This window comes from Brasilonema sp. UFV-L1 (genome assembly GCF_012912105.1).
Taxonomy (GTDB): Bacteria; Cyanobacteriota; Cyanobacteriia; order Cyanobacteriales; family Nostocaceae; genus Brasilonema.
This window is the reverse complement of sequence record NZ_QMEA01000020.1, coordinates 67,965-86,263: the sequence shown is the minus strand read 5'-3', so window position 1 is coordinate 86,263 and position 18,299 is coordinate 67,965. Positions and strand designations below refer to the sequence as shown.

Genomic DNA, 18,299 nt, shown 5'->3' with positions numbered 1-18,299 from the left:
GGCGATTTCCCATAACATAGATTTACGCTTTTGGTATGAGCGATCGCCCTCCTGAAGCACTCAGCTGAATGTCTTCAATTAACTTTGAGTGGATAGGCATTATGGTTCAAAAAGAACCTAGCTTTGCTAATAATGGTAAGTTAAGTGAACCTATAAACAAAATTGCACAAGAGGAAATACAGCAGGTGTTAGAACAGTCACTTCAAAATCAGCGAGGTATTGTAAGTAACTGGTCGCATGGTTATAAATTAGAAGGTGGTCGGTACATTCTTCAAGAAGAATTGAGTCGTGGAGGCTTTGGTGTTATCTATCGCGCCAAAGATACCCGAAAAAATCAAGATGTTGTGATCAAAGTTCTCAAAAATGAATTGCACAACCAACAAGAATTTGACTGTTTTGAAGAAAATTTTGTCAAAGAAGCCATTTATCTTGCAATCTGTAAACATTCATGCATAGTGCAGTTTAAAAACCTGATTAAGTCATCGGGTAAATGGTGCATTGTGATGGAATATGTTGAAGGTGAAGACTTGAACAAATGGGTTATTAAAAATGGTCCTCTCTCCGAAAATGATGCTTTACGTTATATTCGGCAAATTGGTGAAGCACTAAAAGTACTTCATGATCATAATTTATTACATCGAGATGTTAAGCCCCAAAATATTATCAGGAGAGCTAATGGTTTAGAAGCAGTTTTAATTGATTTGGGAATTGCTCGTCATTTCTCTCATAACCAGACAGAGCAACATACTCCAATTTTCACACGAGATTTTGCACCAATTGAGCAGTATATAGAAAAGTATAAAAGAGGAGCTTACACTGATGTTTATGCTTTAGCAGCAACACTGTATTTTTTGTTGACAGGGAAAGTACCAATTACTTTTTGGAGGAGATTAAAAGGAGAGACATTGGAAACTCCGCAGCAGATTAGAGGTAAACAATATATAAGTACTCAGGTAAATGATGCCATTCTCCTAGGATTGCAAATCTATCCAAAGGAACGTCCTCAGACAATACAAGAATGGCTAGATAGACTACCAGGTAAGATTGGTAATATTGAGCCAAATCTAGAGACTCAATTCTCCCTTGTTAACACTCAAAATACGCAACTTAACCCGACACATAATCCATTAGAAAATGTTGTTTCAGAAGCGATTCAACCACCTGTTGATACTTTACTTAGTCAAGCGAATCAAAGGAAGTTTTTGAATCTAATAATAGCATGGTTCACGAGTTCTGCTAGCTTTTTGGTAACGTTTGCAATTGTGATGTTACTAAAAGTTGGTTTAACGAGTGCTAGCTTCTGGCTTTTACCCATAATATTTTCTGCTTTGATTTACTTTTTTGTTACTAAAATACGCAAAAATAAACAACAGATTAGTTTGGTCATCAGTTCCTTAATTCCTACCCTGATAATTTTTTCATGTGTTCCTGGTTTGGAAAATTGGAAGCCACAAGTAGTGGGATTTTTGAGTTTGGTGTTGCTATCAGTTTTATCTAGTTTGTTGGGAGTGGCTGTTATGAATTTATTTCAAGTATTTCAAGATTAAAGTTCAACAATTAATAGTTTGAATAAAATGTAAGAATGGAGAAAACATACAAAATCATTGTTTCAGTCCTCGTTATATTACTAGTGTGTTCAATTCTTCTTTTGGCAAATATGTTAATGATGACATCCCAATCTTCACCGAAAAACACATTCAACTCTTCTTCTACTCCGAATGACCAACCTATTGAGACATACATGACAGTCGATGCAACTGCTGGATTCCAGAATTCAGGTATTTTCCTCAAACAGGGACAACGGGTTGTCCTTGAACCTGAGGGGCGTATTCATCTAGCTGTAGCTCAAATTTACAATCGTGCAGAGTATATCAAACCACTCATTATCAAACATTCACCATCAGGAACCTTTGCCGAAAATATACAAAGACAGTATTCACAACTAGATTTAGATGACAAAAGTGACAAAAATATTTTTAATCGAAATTGGATGGGTCCTGAAGGGGAATCAGTTGATAGTGACTTTCTTAACGATTGTAAACTTCGGACAGACTTGAATTGGGGAACGTTACTTGCTATTGTAATGCCCAAAGACAATTTTTCCTCACAAACCGATCCTTTTGAAGTCCTGAAAAATCAAGGAGAACTTCAGACTGGACAATTGCTTCATGTTTTCAAGAAGAAAGAAGATTTTGTAGCTGATCGAGACGGCTGGTTAACTTTTATAATCAATGAGGCTGTTAATTCACAATATTCTCCATCAGAAAAGTCGCGAGTGTACTATGAAGCCTTAAAAAAGGCTGAACAGTCTCTCAGTGGAGATTATTATCATAAGATTGGTTCAGTACCGCTTGTATGGTTTTCTGATAATGTGGGGGCATTCCGTGTCAAAGTGACGTATTCAAAATAGCCTTTGTGGTAGAAAGAAAAGATACGCTCAAGTCTTGAAAGTATTGACTATCATGTAAAACAAGCAATCTGCCTCCTTTGCAACACAGTCTGTTATGTCACACAATCCCAATTTAGAACAAGCGCTAAAATATTACTTCGGATACGATAACTTTCGCCTCGGACAGCGACAAATCATAGAACAAGCGCTCCAAAATCGGGATTTAATGATTGTCATGCCGACTGGTGGCGGAAAGTCGCTGTGTTTTCAACTACCAGCACTACTCAAAAAAGGTTTAACTGTGGTGGTATCGCCGCTGATAGCCTTGATGCAAGACCAAGTGGAAGCACTACAAGATAATGGAATTGCCGCAACATTTCTTAATAGTAGTTTGAATGCTTACAAAGTGCGATCGCGCGAAGAATACATCCTCAGTGGTAAAGTCAAATTACTATACGTCGCTCCAGAACGCCTGCTGAGTGAAAGATTTCTCCCGTTTCTCGACTTAGTACATCATCAAGTTGGCATTTCTGCCTTTGCGATTGACGAAGCACACTGCGTCTCTGAGTGGGGACACGACTTTCGTCCAGAGTATCGTCAACTGAAGTCACTGCGCAAACGCTACCCAGATATTCCCGTGCTTGCCTTGACTGCGACAGCAACTGAGCGTGTTCGTGCTGATATTATCAAACAACTTGGGTTGAATCAACCAAGTATCCATCTCGCTAGCTTCAACCGCACAAATCTTTACTACGAAGTCCGTTCTAAAACGAAGTATGCTTACGCCGAAGTGTTGGAACTCCTTCGGGAAACGGAAGGTTCAGGAATTATCTATTGCTTGACACGCAAAAAAGTTGATGAACTGACTATAAAACTGCAACACGATAAGATTTCAGTTTTGCCTTATCATGCTGGATTAACTGATGAAGAACGCACCACAAATCAAACTCGGTTTATTCGGGATGATGTACGTGTTATGGTGGCAACAATCGCTTTTGGTATGGGAATTAATAAACCGGATGTGCGGTTTGTCATTCACTTTGATATCTCCCGTAATCTAGAAAGTTACTATCAGGAATCAGGTAGAGCAGGAAGAGACGGAGAAGCATCTCGCTGTATACTTTTCTATAGTTACGGTGATGTCAAAACAATTGAATTTCTGATTAACCAAAAACCAGATCCTCAAGAACAGTTGATTTCTAAACATCAATTGCGGCAGATAATAGACTATGCTGAAGGAACAGACTGCCGACGGACAATTCAGTTAGGATATTTTGGGGAACGTTTTTCTGGTAACTGTGGTAACTGTGATAATTGTCGTTATCCTAAACCAGTAGAAGACTGGACAATTGAAGCCATGAAGTTCTTATCTTGTGTGGCTCGATGTAAAGAAAGATTTGGAATGGGTCATATTATAGATGTTTTGCGAGGAGCAAAAACCCAAAAAATTGCTCAATACGAACACGACAAACTTTCCACCTACAGTATTGGTAAAGATAAAACTGTAGATGAGTGGCGCATGCTGGGGCGTTCTCTTTTGCATCAAGGCTTACTAGAACAAAGCGCTGATGGTTACGCTGTGCTGAAACTCAACGCCCTGAGTTGGGAAGTCATGCGAAGACAGCGAACAGTTTCTATTGCAGTTCCTGTCGTGCAAAAGATAACTTGGGAAGATGGAGATGAAAAAGCAACAGAGGTGGAATTGCTTTTGCAAAGGTTACGTGCTTTACGCAAACAAATTGCTGATGCGCAGTCTGTTCCACCTTACGTCATTTTTGCCGACTCTACCTTAAAATTAATGGCTCAGGTACAACCTCAAACTTTAAACGAATTTAGTAAACTTTCTGGTGTAGGCAGTCATAAAGTTTCCAACTATGGTGAAAAGTTCCTTGCAGAAATTCGCGCCTATCGCCAAGAGCAAGGTTTGCTAGAAGAAAATTCCACACCTTTTTTTGGCTTACCTTCAGACACTGAATTATTAACTTTACAGTTACACCAACAAGGTCTTAGTGTGACAGAAATTGCGGCAAAACGCAATCTTCGCCCGACAACAATTGTTCGTCACCTTTCCGATTTAATAGAGAAGAATCAGTCAGTAGATTTTAATCTGTTAGTTCCTGTCGAAAAGCAGCAGAAAATTTTGCAAGTTTTAGAAATTCTGGGTGATATTTCTTTGACACCAATTAAAGAATATCTTGGTGATAATTATAGCTTTGATGAAATTCGCTTGGTACGAGGAAAGTGGCGACGGGAAAGTAAAAAATGATCGGAAGTCGAAGTCTACGAATACCACCATTTAATATTGTTTCCGATTGAATCTGAATTTTTTAAAAACCACAAAAGCGAGGACACTTGCGTGTGGGGGTTCCCCTCTCGTTGAGCAATCTTTCGTTGCAGAGAACGCAACTGCGCTGATGTCTTCCGTTCTGATATGCGGGTTTTCCAACTGACGCGGTTCGCCGCCGCTTTCGCCTTGATAAGAAGCGTCGGTGGCGATAGTGATAAATCCGGTTACTACCGCCATTTTTTCTGCATACAAACCTGCTGTTTGCTCCTTCACGCCGCCGCCCGGATGCGTAACGACGATTGCCGGATATTTTTTGCTTTCGTCAAATCCTTCGGGAAAATTAATCAAAGCGGACATTGTAATATTTGGATTATTGCTGTTTTTGAAACTTATTTTTTGCGACATAATTTTTGATTGCTCACCTGATTTATCTGGGATTGAATTATGTTGGTCAAAACTAAAGCAGTGTTTGCGAGCAGCAAAAGTTACAACCCATGAAGCACTAAATCAAGTTTTAACTCAGATTGTGACGCATTGTCCCCTAAAAATCTGGCACCCGGACACAAACCCGGTTTCTAAGCACCGAACTACCCTTAACCGAACCGTATTGGCCATGACCGTATCCGCTAGCCATTACAAACGGATTTGATATCACAAGTCTTCAGCTCGATACGCACATGCGATCAGCCGGAGGCTTATAGCTCACAACAAAAGTACAACAAAAGTGTTTAGGTTGGTACTCTACGGATGAGCTCTTTCTTTCTTCGTACATCCATAGGATGGTATCAAGTATTAAAGTTCGTGCCTAGGTAGGACGTGAATAGAGCAAGTGATGCGTCATGATTAACAGAATACTTTAATAAAACACTTTGCAAAAGCAAAGGCAGCCCACTCAAATAGTCACTAAGTGGAGGTCAAAAATATGACGCCCATCGAAAAGAACGATTTAGTTGGACTAGCTCGCGATGTTGATCAGAACCTGCCAGAAGGTTTAGTAGGAAAGGTTTTAGAATGCAAGGAAGATGGTTTTGATGTTCAGTTTCCTCTTCCAGGAGGCAAAGATGTGTATGCCAAAGTGCCAAGGGAAGATATAAACTTTCTAGTCGGAACAAAGCAGCTTGAAAATGAAAATGAAAGTGAAAATTAATTAGTCTCATCTTCAAGGGTAGAGGAATACTCTGCCCTCAAAAATTTGCCTACTGTAGCTGACAAAAGAAGTAAAAACTTGTCGGAGGCGAAGCAATGAAAGCTGATGAACTATTGGCACAATACGCCAAAGGTAGAAGAGATTTTACTGAAGTCAATCTGAGTGAGGTGTTTTTAGAAGGAGTTAATCTGAGTGGAGCAATTTTAGACAGAGCTATTTTGGATGGAGCTGATTTAAGTAGGGTTAATTTAACTCAAGCAAGCTTAATAGAGGCTGACTTAAATGGAGCCAATTTAAATCAGGCAAATCTCACAAAAGCTAATTTGAGTGGAGCTATTCTAGATGGAGCAATTCTAGAAGGAGCTATTTTGGATGGTGCTAATTTAAATCAAGCTGACTTGACGATCGCAAAGTTAATTGGTACTAACTTGCGTGAAGCGGAGTTACAGTCCGCCAACCTGAATGCAGTTTCTTTAAATGAAGCAAATCTCAGTCGTGCTGACTTAGCTAAAGCAGATTTAAGCCAAGCAGATCTGAGCAATGCGGAACTCAACGAAACCAATCTGAACCAAACCAACTTGAATAATGCAAATCTAGAAGGAACAATCCTGGACGAAGATAAAGACTGAGTTTTGACAAGAATAACAAGAAACATTTGGTAGATATTATCAGTCAGAATCTCCAAATTCTTTCAAAACTCGCTCATGTCTGAATCTGCCCAAGGCATTCCAGGATTGCCCGATTTGACGCATCCTACCGAACTCATCCAATTTGGAACGCATCTACTCAAAGCTTCACTATTATTAGTATTCTTGGTTTTAGCTCTGGGAATTGCAATTGCTCTGTTGAGCTTTGCCCTACGTCGAAATCAACAACAGCAAGAAATTTTGATTGGAGAGTGGGCAGTTAGTTACTCTCAACTATTGCGGGGATTACAGCATTTTACTCTGGTGTTAATTTTGCTGGTGGGAGGATTTTTTCTTTGTTCAACTTTGAGCAATCGTTATCATCATTGGGAACAGGCGAAGGTGGCTCAAGTCGCCCAGAGTGTTGCTGGTGAAAGGTTAGAACAAATAGCGCCTCAAATACGATACATTACCGAAGAGCCATATGTATACACCACTCAAGTGAATGGCAAAATAATTAAGGTAAATGAGAAACGGAAAATCAGCCGTTTTTTAACATTAAGTGGTTCGCAAATTCAAGTTAAAATCGACCAAAGCCCAGATGTTCAAGGTCGTCGCGCAATTTATAAGATAGACTATACTGCCGACTATAAAGTTATTAACCAACTTAAAGATATTAAGAGTTTTTTCTTTGAAGCACCGCCACCAATTGGTTACTCTTTATTACAAAGCTACAAAGTAGAGCGTGACGGTACTAGACTTTCACAAACAAATCCTGGTGACTATGGCTTTCCTTTTCAACTACAACCAACAGAAGAAACAAGTCTCAGAGTCACTTATAAGGCACAAGGAGGACCACGCTGGGTTTATAGTTCCAATGGACAGTTACTTTCTAACTTCCGCTTGGTGGCGATCGCCAACTTCCCTGGAGCAGATTTTGCTAGCGGTATTGTACCTAATGAGATTAAAAACGACAGACAGGGAACTCAATTTACTTGGGTATTTGATGACAATGTTTCAGTCAAAAACCCATTTGGAGTATACACTTACACTGACCCTGTTCGTCATACTGGTGTCCTACCTCGACTGTTATTGCTAGCACCGACAATATTTTTATGGTGGATATTGCTGCTGTATTTCTCACTACCGATGAACTTGACAAATGTGACAATTGCAGGTACTGTTTTCTTTGCCTGTTTATTGAGTTTGACTTATCTCAGTCGCTTCATAAATTCTCAGCTAGCTTGGACTCTCATTTCTTTTGTCTTGTTAGCGTTGACATGGGGTTTAGGGTCAAAAAATCGCAGTGTTTCTTTAGCAGCTCTCATCTGTACAATTGCTGGCGCTGTGCTACCTGTTTTTGGATTATTAGTACCATTTAGTGGTCTTACACTCAGTCTTGCAGGTTTGCTTTCAGTTATTTGGCTTGCAGTCCGTCATTGGTACGATTTGTATAGATTAAAACCAGAAAGCCGTAGATAATCAGGTCTTTTTTATTGCACTTTTTCCGTTACATTCATAATCAAGAAATTTTTGTAATTGCTTAACTGACAATCAAACAACAAAAAAACCCAACCCGTGTCTCATGGGGTTAGGTTTTGAGTGCTTGATGTTAATGCCATATCTATACTAAAAATTCCACGCAGCAATTTCATCGGACTAAAGTCATGAGCAGATGTGACAAAAGTACCAATTGTGAGGGGGATGATTGCTGAATCATCCCCCATATAATCTTTGTACGATTATTAGATAGCACTAGTTCCCTGAGAACAGATATTACTCAGCTATATTCACCAAACCTGGAACTTGTGAATCAGCCAATGTTGGTGCTGTAAATATAAGAGAATATAAACTTGTAGGTTGCTGTCGAGCGACAACTGGTAGAACTTGACGGGCATGAGTTGCGACTTGCATAGTTTTCACATCGTATGCTTGTGTCGCCAATTTAGGATACAAACCGATACCGATGATGGGAATTATCAAACAAGCAGTGATGAACAGTTCGCGTGGTTTAACATCCAGAACCACTGCATCCAGGACTAAATCTTCATTTTGCTGACCGTAGAACACTGCGCGCAGCATTGATAATAAGTAAATCGGAGTCAGAATCACACCAACAGCCGAGAGCAACACGACGACAACCTTAAAGCTTGAGCTGTAAACATCGCTTGTAGCAATACCGAGAAAAACCATCAATTCACCAACAAAACCACTCATCCCTGGTAACGCTAGAGAAGCCATTGCACCTGCTGTGAACAAAGCAAAGGTTTTGGGCATGACTTTTGCTATGCCCCCCATTTTGTCCATCATTAAAGTGTGAGTGCGCTCGTAAGTCACACCAGCGAGGAAGAACAAGCTTGCAGCAATCAATCCATGAGAAATCATCTGCAGCATTGCGCCGTTGATGCCCAAGTCTGTGTAGGAGGCAATACCAATCAGAACAAACCCCATGTGAGCAACTGACGAATAAGCCAAGCGCCGCTTCAGATTCGTTTGAGCAAAGGCACAGCAAGCACCGTAGACAATATTCACAACACCTAAAATTGCTAGCACTGGAGCAAAGTAAACATGAGCGTCGGGTAACATCTCCACGTTGATGCGGATGAGTGCATAACCGCCCATCTTTAACAAAACACCAGCCAAAATCATCGAACCAGGTGCTGGGGCTTCACCATGAGCATCAGGTAACCAAGTGTGCAAAGGGAAAATCGGCAGCTTGACACCAAAAGCAATCAAGAAGCATACATAAACTAGGAGTTCAAACGCTTTGGGATATTCCTTCATTCCCAGAGTTGCCATATCGAAGGTAACGTTGTCTCCTGAGAATGCCATTGCAAAGCCCGCTACCAAAATAAATATTGAAGCAGCAGCAGTGTAGAGAATAAACTTGGTTGCTGCATAGCGGCGCTTTTCTCCTCCCCAGATAGAAATCAGCAAGTACACAGGTACCAACTCGATTTCCCACATTAGGAAGAACAACAGCAAATCCTGGGCAACAAACACGCCAATTTGAGCGCTGTACATCGCCAGCATCAAACCATAAAACAAACGCGGCTTGTTAGTAACCTTCCAAGCCGCGAATACTGCGAGTGTGTTAATCAAGCCTGTCAACAGTATCAACGGCATCGATAAACCGTCAACCGCTACAGACCAATTCAAACCTATCTGAGGAATCCAAGAATATTTTTCAACAAGTTGGAATGCGGAACTTTGAAAATCGTAGTCATCCCAAAAGGCGTAAATCATCAAAGCAAAGTCCGCGATCGCAACCCCCAAAGCATACCACCGAACAGCTCTGCCTTCTTTATCTGGGATAAAGGGGATGGCTGTAGCAGCCAATATTGGCAAAAGAATTATGGTCGTTAACCAAGGAAAATCAATAGTATTCATCACTGACAATCACTTTACGTTTTTCTTTTTAATTACATTATATTAAGCAATTCATAGTTTTGTGAACGTCCTTTCTCTATCAAAATCAAATCTTTAGCATTGATAGGAATAAATACTTATTTTGTTAGCTCAAATCTATTCTAATTGTAAAGTTTTGCTAAGTCAACAAAAAACGGTGGCTGTTGCCACCGTCACAAATTATTATATAAAATCTGCCTAAAGAAGGTGATCTGGCAAGGAGAGTTCTCACTACTTAAACCAAAAGAGAGATAAAGTTACCCTTAGCTATCTCAAACGATACGGTTGACACCTAACAAAACATCTCAATTTCAGAAAATGTTAGACACCGAAATCGTCTGACACCAATGTTGCACACACTTCAAAGACGTGTACTTATGTTGCAAGTTTCCCAAAAAAAAGTCCGAACTTGGTGTCAGGATGAAGAAAAATTCACGCATTATTTCCTTGAATTGATTGTGCTCCTTGAGTATCAACACAGAGCGATCGCACCTCTGCTTTTATGCCCTCCTTTATCCAAGCAGCTGTCATCGCTTGCGCCACAGCTTCACAATGAGTATTATCCGTTAAAGCCAACAGCGTTGGACCTGCACCACTAATCACCATTCCATAAGCACCAGCCCCAACAGCCGCAGAATGCACAGCATCGTAACCTCGAATCAATACTTTGCGATAAGGCTGATGCAACCTATCTTGCAAAGCAGCCCTCAACCAATCACCCCTACCAGTTTCCAAACCACGCAACAACAACCCCAGATGCGCCGCATTAAAAATTGCATCTGCACGACTCACCTCAGTAGGTAAAACCTGGCGCGCCTCCTTCGTCGAAAGCTCAAAATCTGGAATCGCCACCACTGGTACAATCTCCTCACACCAAAGAACCTCACAAATCTCCCAACTCTTTTCTTCGCGTTCTTTGTGTCTTTGCGGTTCGTTTCTTACCCCCGTCGCCGCCAACCGACATCCTCCCAACAAAGCTGGTACCACATTATCCGGATGTCCTTCTAGGGCGATCGCCAACTCCATCACTTGCAGCTGACTCAAAGGTTCCCCTGCCAGCAAATTGGCACCAACCAACCCACCAACAATTGCTGTCGCAGAACTTCCCAAACCCCGTGCCAGTGGAACACCAAGATGAATCTCGATGTCTACAGGTGGCGGTGTTTGTTCTATGTGTTGATAAAACTTTACAAAAGCTTGATAGAGTAAATTACCTTCATCAGTAACAACTTTTTCAGCCTCCGCACCCGTGACATTAATTTTCACTTTCTCTTGTTCAGTGCGAGTGAACTGAAACTTATTGTACAGCGTCAGAGCCGCACCAATACAATCAAAACCTGGTCCTAAATTAGCAGTTGTCGCTGGAACAGTAATAGATACAGAAGAAATAACAGACATTTGTGAATGAAAACTAATTAATCAATCAGCATCCCATGTAATTGATTAATTTGCTCAGCTGTCATTCCATCTAAACGTAATATGGTACACCAGCTCGTCTTTTTGCCATCCAGTGTTTCGTAACCACCAATATCGCGAGTGTTATAACAACCTTCCAGCACCAACAATTTTTGCAGGGGTTCGGGTGAACTCATGAAAATTTTCCTTCATATCGCTGTTGACTCTGCCCTTACAGGAGGGTGTGTACTAGAAACAGTCACGGGCATGAGGCAAGAAACTATGAAACTGGGAGCTATCAATCACATAGCCTTAAGTGTATCTAATTTAGAGCGTTCAGAGTCTTTCTACAACGCGCTACTTGGATTCCTTGGCTATGAACAGGGAGAAAAAACACCGCAGTTAATACTCTGGGCAAGTCCTAATGGTGTCATAACTATTTCTCCGTCTCATCCGGAATCACCTAATCAAAAGCATGATCGCTATTCTCCGGGGTTGCATCATCTTGCTTTTAGTGCGGATAGTCGAGAAGATGTGGACCAGCTGTATAAGTATTTGTTAGAACAAAGAGTAGAAATTCTAGATCCTCCTGCTGAATACGATTATTTGCCAGGTTACTATGCTTTGTTCTTTTTAGATCCAGATGGCATCAAGCTGGAACTAACACACACTCCCAATTGGCCCCCAGAACTGTAGTGAGACAAGAGGCGAAAAGATGCTGAAAATTGGCGACTTTTCCAAACTCAGCCATGTGACAGTCAAAGCACTGCGGCTATACGACCAACTGGGACTACTCAAACCAAGCTATGTAGACCACTTTACCGGATATCGGTACTATTAGGCTGACCAGTTACCTCGACTGAACCGTATTTTAGCATTCAAAGACTTGGGTTTTTCTCTTGAGCAGATTGCCAAGCTGCTAGATGAGAATTTGCCAGCAGCAGAAATTCGTGGAATGCTGCGAATCAAGCAAGCGGAACTTCAGCGGTTAGTTGAGGAAGAACAGGCGCGGCTATTACGTGTAGAAGCAAAACTTAAACAGATTGAACAGGAGGATACTATGGCTAATTACGAAATTGTACTGAAAAAAGAAAGTTCAATCAAAGTTGCATCAATACGAGAAATATTACCAGATTTTTCCAGTATAGGGCGGCTATACGATGAGTTATTAGAGTATTTCAAGCAACATGGAGTTGAAGAGGGTAGTTATTGTGCTGCCATCTGGCACGATCCGGAATACAAAGAGTTTAATGTGGATGGCGAAGCAGTGATATCAATTGAGGGTGAACTACCCAGTACAGAACGCTTGAAAGTGTACGAATTACCAGGCGTAGAAAAAATGGCTTGTGTAGTCCATCATGGTAGCTATAACACCATAGAAAAAGCGTATGCTGCTTTACCTGCTTGGATTGAAGCTAATGGCTATAAAATCATCGGTTCTAACCGCGAGGTTTATATTATTGGAGGAAACGAACAGGACAATGAGTCATACGTGACAGAAGTCCAGTTTCCCATAACCAAAGCATAAGGAACCAGACGTAGAGGTGCGACATTCTTCACCAATGTGAGGTTGGGGAGGAGAATAACAAAAAAATTTTTCCCATCCCCTTTGAATAAAAGATTTTTGTTATGGTAAATTCATAAAAGATAAAAAAATTAACGGACTAGAAATGATTCTAGTCCGAAAAAAAGCGGGCTAACCGCTATTAACTTGGTTAACCCGTGCAGCTTTGGGAACGCGCAGAAATATGACTATTGCAATACCAACTTAACGTTGGCATTTTGCAGGCCGCGTTGCTTCACTTCTGCCAGGGTCTTGTTAACGGCATACTTTTGGTTGATTGAGTTGATTAACTCGGTTTGGTTGTGCTTCTTAGCAACACCCCACAGGTCTGCGATCAGGTCGAAGGAACCGTCGCTGTTACGAGACCAACCGAGGTCATACTCGCCTTCCAAAACTGCAACGATGTCGGAACGAACACGCTGACCATTGTAGCCACGAACATCAGCCTCGGTCTTAACAGAGATACCTAGATCGCGCAGGGAAGACTTAAGGATTTCTGCATCGGTGATTTTGGTACGCAGAGTGCTAAAGTGAGACATTTGGGTTTCCTCCAATGAGAAAGTAGAGAAAAAGACAACGGTTTGTTTTAAGCGAAGCCGCGTTTACCTAGACGCGGTTTTTTCATAACTGCTAGCTTTATGGTGCTAGCCTTTCCCCCTGTGGTAGCAGGAGAAAGCTTTTAGAACTCCATTCGCTGATACTCAGCAACGGAGGATGCGGCTGGTCTTGCTCGTTGTCTAGCCCAATCTCTTAGGGCTGTCACTTGTTCTTGCATCGTACGAGACAACGGCAGTGTTGCTTTAATCGCCGCAATAATATCTAATTGTGTGAACTCCCGATCTTGGGCAAAAGCTTCGTACATTGCCGCAACAATCGCTTGTTCAATTTCTGCCCCGGAAAATCCTTCAGACATCTTAGAGAGCTGTTCTAGGTCAAATCGCGAGATGTCTTCCCGGCGCTTAGACAGGTGTATTGTGAAAATATCCTGCCGCTCTTCAGGGGTGGGCAGATCCACAAAGAAAATCTCATCAAAGCGACCTTTCCTCAAAAATTCGCCAGGTAGGCGTTCAACTCGGTTTGCTGTTGCCATGACAAACACTGGCGATTTCTTTTCTTGCATCCAGGTGAGGAAAGAGCCGAATATCCGGCTGGAAGTACCACCATCAGAATCTCCAGAACCAGCACTTCCAGCAAAGGATTTATCTAATTCATCAATAAACAGAATGGCTGGTGAAATAGATTCTGCTGTTTTTAGGGCATTACGTAAATTTGCTTCTGAACGTCCTACCATTGAGCCATCATACACTCGCCCCATATCTAACCGCAGTAGTGGTAAACCCCACAGCCGAGAGGTCGTTTTGGCAATTAAAGACTTTCCACAACCTGGAACTCCCAAAATCAGCATCCCTTTTGGTTGAGGTAATCCATATTCACGCGCTCTCTCTGTAAAGGCGTTAGAGCGTTGCTTTAGCCACTTCTTTAACTCTTCTAAGCCACCAACAGCATCAATGGTTGCGTCTTCTTCTATGTATTCTAATATACCATTACGCCGAATTAGCTGCTTTTTCTCGGATAAGACTATGTCTACTTCATCTTCCGTCAGACGCCCTGTCGTGACCTGTGCCTTACGGTAGACTTTTTCAGCTTCATCTTTAGTTAATCCTAAAGCAGCCCTCAACAGCTTTTCACGCGCCTCTGTCGCTAGCCGTCGCCCACGGTTTTGCTCCAGATGACTAGATAGAACTTTATTTAAATCGCCCATGTCTGGAAGCGGGAAATCAAGAACGACTACTTCCTTCTCCAGTTCAATTGGGACCTGCTGCATCGGTGACATCAAGATAATATTCTTCTGCGACCCCTTAAAGCTAGCGATCGCATCACGTAATGACCTTGTTGTCGCTGGCGCATCTATAAATGGATGTAAATCTTTAAGAATAAATATACCTGGTTCTCTCTGCCGAATGATCCACTCAATTGCCGCTTCCGGAGAAACGGTATTATGTTGAGTTACATTCCGGGGTTGACCATACTCTACGATGCCGTGAGTGACTGTCCACACATATACTTTTCGCTGAGGCTTTGACGATTGAGCGATTGTAGAAATTGCCTGCTCAGCCCGCTCTTCCTCGGAGGTCACAAGGTAGATTATAGGGTATTGAGCTTGAATGAGGATGTTGAGCTCTTCTTTCATACATCGACCTACTTGGGACCTTTACAGACAGTACAGACATCGCTTTGTTGTGCAAAGATGAGAGAAATATGAATTTGAGATTCATAATTCCTATTTAGCAGGGAACTAATTCTTCCTTACTTTTTTGGTTCGTCTCATCCCGATTTCTTTCATCAATGGGAAGGCGTTCTTCTTGTTGTTGACCAATCACTCCGGGCTGTTGACCCAAGGTGACCAATTCCCCATCTCGCAACACTACTGAGCTTTCGCAAGCTGGGCAGGAATAAACTTTGTGAGTTCTTCCATACGACTCTTCCACCATTTCTTCTACTAATTCCGAATTTGCCAAATAGAAGTCAAGGGCACGTTCAGCTAACTCTGACATCGGTTCGGAGTCAATTGCCGAACGAATCTTCAACTTTCTGTGCAGTTCTGGCGACAGATACAATGTAACCTTTTGCTTAGCTTGCATATTACTCTTTAACGGTCTTACCCGGGTATGTATATCACGATATCGGACATCCTATTGCTTGTCAAGACGGTAAAACGTTTTGACGGCATTATTGTTACATTTGTTAATGTAAGGTTTCAATTCAACTCACGCGTCCTTGTTAAATCCCGATATCGGAAAGATTGAGAATTCTCTTTTGACTTTTTAATTGTTAAGCGACCTCCCCATCTTTCATGATTAGAAGGGACACAAACCTGATAGATTTAGCTATCAGCGAGTAAAAACTGGTGAAAATGAAAGTCCTGGTTATTGGTGGCGATGGGTATTGCGGTTGGGCAACCGCACTTTACCTTTCAAATCGCGGCTATGAAGTTGGTATTTTAGATAGTTTAGTGCGCCGGCACTGGGATAACGAACTGGGGGTGCAAACTCTCACCCCAATCGCGCCAATTCAGCAACGAATACAGCGCTGGCGAGATTTGACAGGCAAATCTATCGACCTCTTTATTGGCGATATTACTAATTACGAATTTTTGAGTAAGGCGCTGCACACATTCTCGCCAGAAGCAATTGTGCATTTTGGTGAACAACGTTCAGCACCTTTTTCAATGATTGATCGTGAACATGCAGTTCTGACTCAAGTGAACAACGTAGTTGGTACGTTGAACTTACTGTATGCGATGCGGGAAGATTTCCCTAACTGTCACTTGGTCAAACTGGGCACAATGGGTGAATACGGCACACCCAACATCGATATTGAAGAAGGATACATTACTGTAGAACACAACGGGCGTAAAGATACCCTACCTTATCCCAAGCAGCCCGGTTCAATGTATCACTTAAGCAAAGTCCATGACAGTCACAATATTCACTTTGCTTGTCGGATTTGGGGATTAAGAGCAACAGATTTGAATCAAGGCGTTGTCTACGGTGTTTTAACCGAAGAGACAGGGATGGACGAACTGTTGATTAACCGCCTTGATTACGATGGGGTATTTGGAACTGCGCTAAACCGTTTCTGTATTCAAGCAGCAATCGGTCATCCGCTGACTGTTTACGGTAAAGGTGGGCAAACTCGAGGATTTTTAGATATTCGAGATACAGTGCGATGTGTCGAGATTGCGATTGCCAACCCAGCGCAATCTGGAGAATTCCGTGTGTTTAACCAATTTACCGAACAATTTAGCGTAGGTGACTTGGCGATGATGGTGAAAAAAGCTGGATTAGCAATGGGATTAAATGTTGAAATCAATCATTTAGATAATCCCAGAGTTGAGAGAGAAGAACATTACTACAACGCCAAAAACACGAGATTGTTGGATCTTGGGTTGCAGCCCCACTATCTATCTGATTCTCTACTCGATTCTCTGTTGAACTTTGCGACTAAGTACCAGCATCAAGTTGATCACAATCAAATTCTGCCCAAAGTCTCTTGGCGGAAAAATTAAGTAAATTCTGTCCCAAGACTGCTGGCTCATGATCTGTATAAAATATAGTCGTCATATTGTTGCCCAGTATGACGACTATATTTTTAGAAGGATGAAGGATGAAATACCCATTCTTGACTTGATGCTTGATACTTCAAACCTTTGCCTTCATTTCATACTTCATACTTCGCTTTTTCTAACACACTTATTTATGCGAATCGCCCTGTTTACCGAAACCTTTCTACCCAAGGTTGATGGAATTGTAACACGTCTAAGTCATACCATTGACCATCTTCAGCGTAATGGTAACCAAGTTTTAGTTGTTGCCCCGGATGGTGGCATTTTTGAGTATAAAGGAGCTAGAGTATATGGTGTCTCGGGTTTCTCCTTGCCACTGTATCCAGAGTTAAAAATGGCACTACCTCGTCCAGCAATTGGTCAAACCTTAGAGGAGTTTAAGCCAGATATCATTCATGTGGTGAATCCAGCAGTCTTGGGACTAGCTGGTATATTTTATAGCAAATATTTGAATGTTCCCTTGGTTGCATCTTATCATACTCACCTGCCTCAGTATCTTCAGCATTACGGTTTAGGAATGCTGGAAGGATTATTGTGGGAACTACTGAAGGTCGGTCACAATCAAGCAGCTTTAAATTTGTGTACTTCCACGGCGATGATGCAAGAATTGATAGCACACGGTATTGAAAGGGTGGATCTATGGCAAAGAGGGGTGGATACGGAATCGTTTCATCCTGATAACGTATGCCACCACATGCGATCGCGCCTGTCACAAAATCACCCCGATAGCCCATTGTTACTGTACGTAGGGCGTCTTTCCGCCGAAAAAGAAATTGAGCGTATCAAACCAATCTTAGAAGCTATTCCCAAAGCACGGCTAGCATTAGTAGGAGATGGTCCCCATCGTCAAGCGTTAGAAAAACACTTTGCTGGAACAAATACCCATTTTGTTGGGTACCTTGTTGGTAAAGAATTAGCCTCTGCCTTTGCGAGTGCTGACGCGTTTATTTTTCCTTCTCGGACAGAGACACTAGGATTAGTTCTCCTAGAAGCTATGGCAGCTGGATGTCCAGTTGTTGCAGCCCGTTCCGGTGGCATTCCTGATATTGTGACAGATGGAGTGAATGGATATCTTTTTGAGCCAGAAGTAGACGTTCAAAGTGCCATTGATGCAACTCAAGGTCTTCTGAAACAGCAACAAGAACGAGAAACTATCCGTCAAAACGCGCGTCGGGAAGCAGAACGTTGGGGATGGGCTGCTGCTACACGTCAGCTACAAACCTACTATCAAAAGGTGATTTATTCTGAATTGCCAAAGGTGGCATAGGGATTGTCAGTTGTTAGTTATCGGTGAGCCAGTTCACAGTCAGGGAGGCAGCGCTATACAGTTCTTGTTTCCCGCGCCTTGGCGACTGGT

General features: G+C 41.9%; 19 protein-coding genes. 11 read left to right on the top strand and 8 right to left on the bottom strand.

The window, feature by feature from the left end; all coding sequences use genetic code 11:
* The first annotated feature begins 68 nt into the window (after window positions 1-68).
* From DP117_RS08980 to recQ, 3 genes are all read left to right on the top strand, one after another.
* The gene (locus DP117_RS08980) at window positions 69-1,547 is read left to right on the top strand and encodes a serine/threonine-protein kinase (RefSeq protein WP_169217967.1); all 1,479 of its coding nucleotides are present in this window, start codon (window positions 69-71) and stop codon (window positions 1,545-1,547) included.
* A 116-nt stretch (window positions 1,548-1,663) separates the two neighbouring features.
* Entirely contained in the window at window positions 1,664-2,410 is a 747-nt protein-coding gene (locus tag DP117_RS08975) for a hypothetical protein (RefSeq protein WP_169217966.1), read from the top strand.
* 94 nt (window positions 2,411-2,504) lie between these two features.
* Window positions 2,505-4,655 carry a DNA helicase RecQ gene (gene recQ / locus DP117_RS08970; RefSeq protein ID WP_169217965.1) on the top strand — a complete coding sequence of 717 codons (2,151 nt, stop codon included), beginning with the start codon at window positions 2,505-2,507 and terminating at the stop codon, window positions 4,653-4,655.
* A 30-nt stretch (window positions 4,656-4,685) separates the two neighbouring features.
* On the opposite strand, the gene DP117_RS08965 is transcribed toward recQ, so the two are convergent.
* Window positions 4,686-5,081 (bottom strand): alpha/beta hydrolase, encoded by a 396-nt coding sequence (locus DP117_RS08965; RefSeq protein ID WP_211175990.1) that lies wholly within the window; start codon window positions 5,079-5,081, stop codon window positions 4,686-4,688.
* Window positions 5,082-5,598: 517 nt separating this feature from the next.
* Between DP117_RS08965 and DP117_RS08960 the strand changes: the two genes are divergently transcribed.
* From DP117_RS08960 to DP117_RS08950, 3 genes are all read left to right on the top strand, one after another.
* Window positions 5,599-5,823 carry a hypothetical protein gene (locus DP117_RS08960; protein WP_169217964.1) on the top strand — a complete coding sequence of 75 codons (225 nt, stop codon included), beginning with the start codon at window positions 5,599-5,601 and terminating at the stop codon, window positions 5,821-5,823.
* Window positions 5,824-5,918: 95 nt separating this feature from the next.
* Window positions 5,919-6,452, top strand: coding sequence for a pentapeptide repeat-containing protein (locus tag DP117_RS08955; RefSeq protein ID WP_169217963.1), 534 nt, complete (start codon window positions 5,919-5,921; stop codon window positions 6,450-6,452).
* Window positions 6,453-6,527: 75 nt separating this feature from the next.
* Window positions 6,528-7,931 carry a hypothetical protein gene (locus tag DP117_RS08950; RefSeq protein WP_169217962.1) on the top strand — a complete coding sequence of 468 codons (1,404 nt, stop codon included), beginning with the start codon at window positions 6,528-6,530 and terminating at the stop codon, window positions 7,929-7,931.
* Between the two features lie 101 nt (window positions 7,932-8,032).
* Here DP117_RS08950 and DP117_RS08945 read toward each other — a convergent pair whose 3' ends face one another.
* From DP117_RS08945 to DP117_RS08930, 4 genes are all read right to left on the bottom strand, one after another.
* Entirely contained in the window at window positions 8,033-8,176 is a 144-nt protein-coding gene (locus DP117_RS08945; RefSeq protein ID WP_169217961.1) for a hypothetical protein, read from the bottom strand.
* A 49-nt stretch (window positions 8,177-8,225) separates the two neighbouring features.
* Entirely contained in the window at window positions 8,226-9,839 is a 1,614-nt protein-coding gene (locus tag DP117_RS08940) for an NAD(P)H-quinone oxidoreductase subunit 4 (protein WP_169217960.1), read from the bottom strand.
* 450 nt (window positions 9,840-10,289) lie between these two features.
* Window positions 10,290-11,255: a homoserine kinase gene (thrB, locus tag DP117_RS08935; RefSeq protein WP_169217959.1), complete on the bottom strand. Its 966-nt coding sequence runs from the start codon at window positions 11,253-11,255 to the stop codon at window positions 10,290-10,292.
* Window positions 11,256-11,272: 17 nt separating this feature from the next.
* Entirely contained in the window at window positions 11,273-11,449 is a 177-nt protein-coding gene (locus DP117_RS08930; RefSeq protein ID WP_169217958.1) for a tyrosine-protein phosphatase, read from the bottom strand.
* Between DP117_RS08930 and DP117_RS08925 the strand changes: the two genes are divergently transcribed.
* Genes DP117_RS08925 through DP117_RS08920 form a run of 3 tightly spaced genes read left to right on the top strand, consistent with a single transcriptional unit; the run spans window position 11,448 to window position 12,780 of the window.
* Window positions 11,448-11,948, top strand: coding sequence for a VOC family protein (locus DP117_RS08925; protein ID WP_248277593.1), 501 nt, complete (start codon window positions 11,448-11,450; stop codon window positions 11,946-11,948). The two genes, DP117_RS08930 and DP117_RS08925, sit on opposite strands and share 2 nt — an antisense overlap.
* A 19-nt stretch (window positions 11,949-11,967) precedes the next feature.
* The gene (locus DP117_RS36060; protein ID WP_248277592.1) at window positions 11,968-12,093 is read left to right on the top strand and encodes a MerR family DNA-binding transcriptional regulator; all 126 of its coding nucleotides are present in this window, start codon (window positions 11,968-11,970) and stop codon (window positions 12,091-12,093) included.
* Window positions 12,094-12,111: 18 nt separating this feature from the next.
* Window positions 12,112-12,780 carry a GyrI-like domain-containing protein gene (locus DP117_RS08920; RefSeq protein WP_282440266.1) on the top strand — a complete coding sequence of 223 codons (669 nt, stop codon included), beginning with the start codon at window positions 12,112-12,114 and terminating at the stop codon, window positions 12,778-12,780.
* Window positions 12,781-13,004: 224 nt separating this feature from the next.
* On the opposite strand, the gene DP117_RS08915 is transcribed toward DP117_RS08920, so the two are convergent.
* From DP117_RS08915 to DP117_RS08905, 3 genes are all read right to left on the bottom strand, one after another.
* Complete coding sequence (locus tag DP117_RS08915; protein ID WP_048868763.1) at window positions 13,005-13,355, bottom strand: DUF1257 domain-containing protein; 351 nt, start codon at window positions 13,353-13,355, stop codon at window positions 13,005-13,007.
* A gap of 140 nt (window positions 13,356-13,495) precedes the next feature.
* Window positions 13,496-15,007, bottom strand: a complete 1,512-nt coding sequence (locus DP117_RS08910; protein ID WP_169217957.1) for an AAA family ATPase — start codon at window positions 15,005-15,007, stop codon at window positions 13,496-13,498.
* Window positions 15,008-15,101: 94 nt separating this feature from the next.
* Window positions 15,102-15,458 (bottom strand): hypothetical protein, encoded by a 357-nt coding sequence (locus DP117_RS08905; protein ID WP_169217956.1) that lies wholly within the window; start codon window positions 15,456-15,458, stop codon window positions 15,102-15,104.
* A 272-nt stretch (window positions 15,459-15,730) separates the two neighbouring features.
* Here DP117_RS08905 and DP117_RS08900 point away from each other — a divergent pair, with 272 nt between their 5' ends.
* Window positions 15,731-16,885 carry an NAD-dependent epimerase/dehydratase family protein gene (locus tag DP117_RS08900; RefSeq protein WP_169217955.1) on the top strand — a complete coding sequence of 385 codons (1,155 nt, stop codon included), beginning with the start codon at window positions 15,731-15,733 and terminating at the stop codon, window positions 16,883-16,885.
* A 190-nt stretch (window positions 16,886-17,075) separates the two neighbouring features.
* Window positions 17,076-18,209, top strand: coding sequence for a glycosyltransferase family 1 protein (locus tag DP117_RS08895; protein WP_169217954.1), 1,134 nt, complete (start codon window positions 17,076-17,078; stop codon window positions 18,207-18,209).
* Window positions 18,210-18,299: the final 90 nt, after the last annotated feature.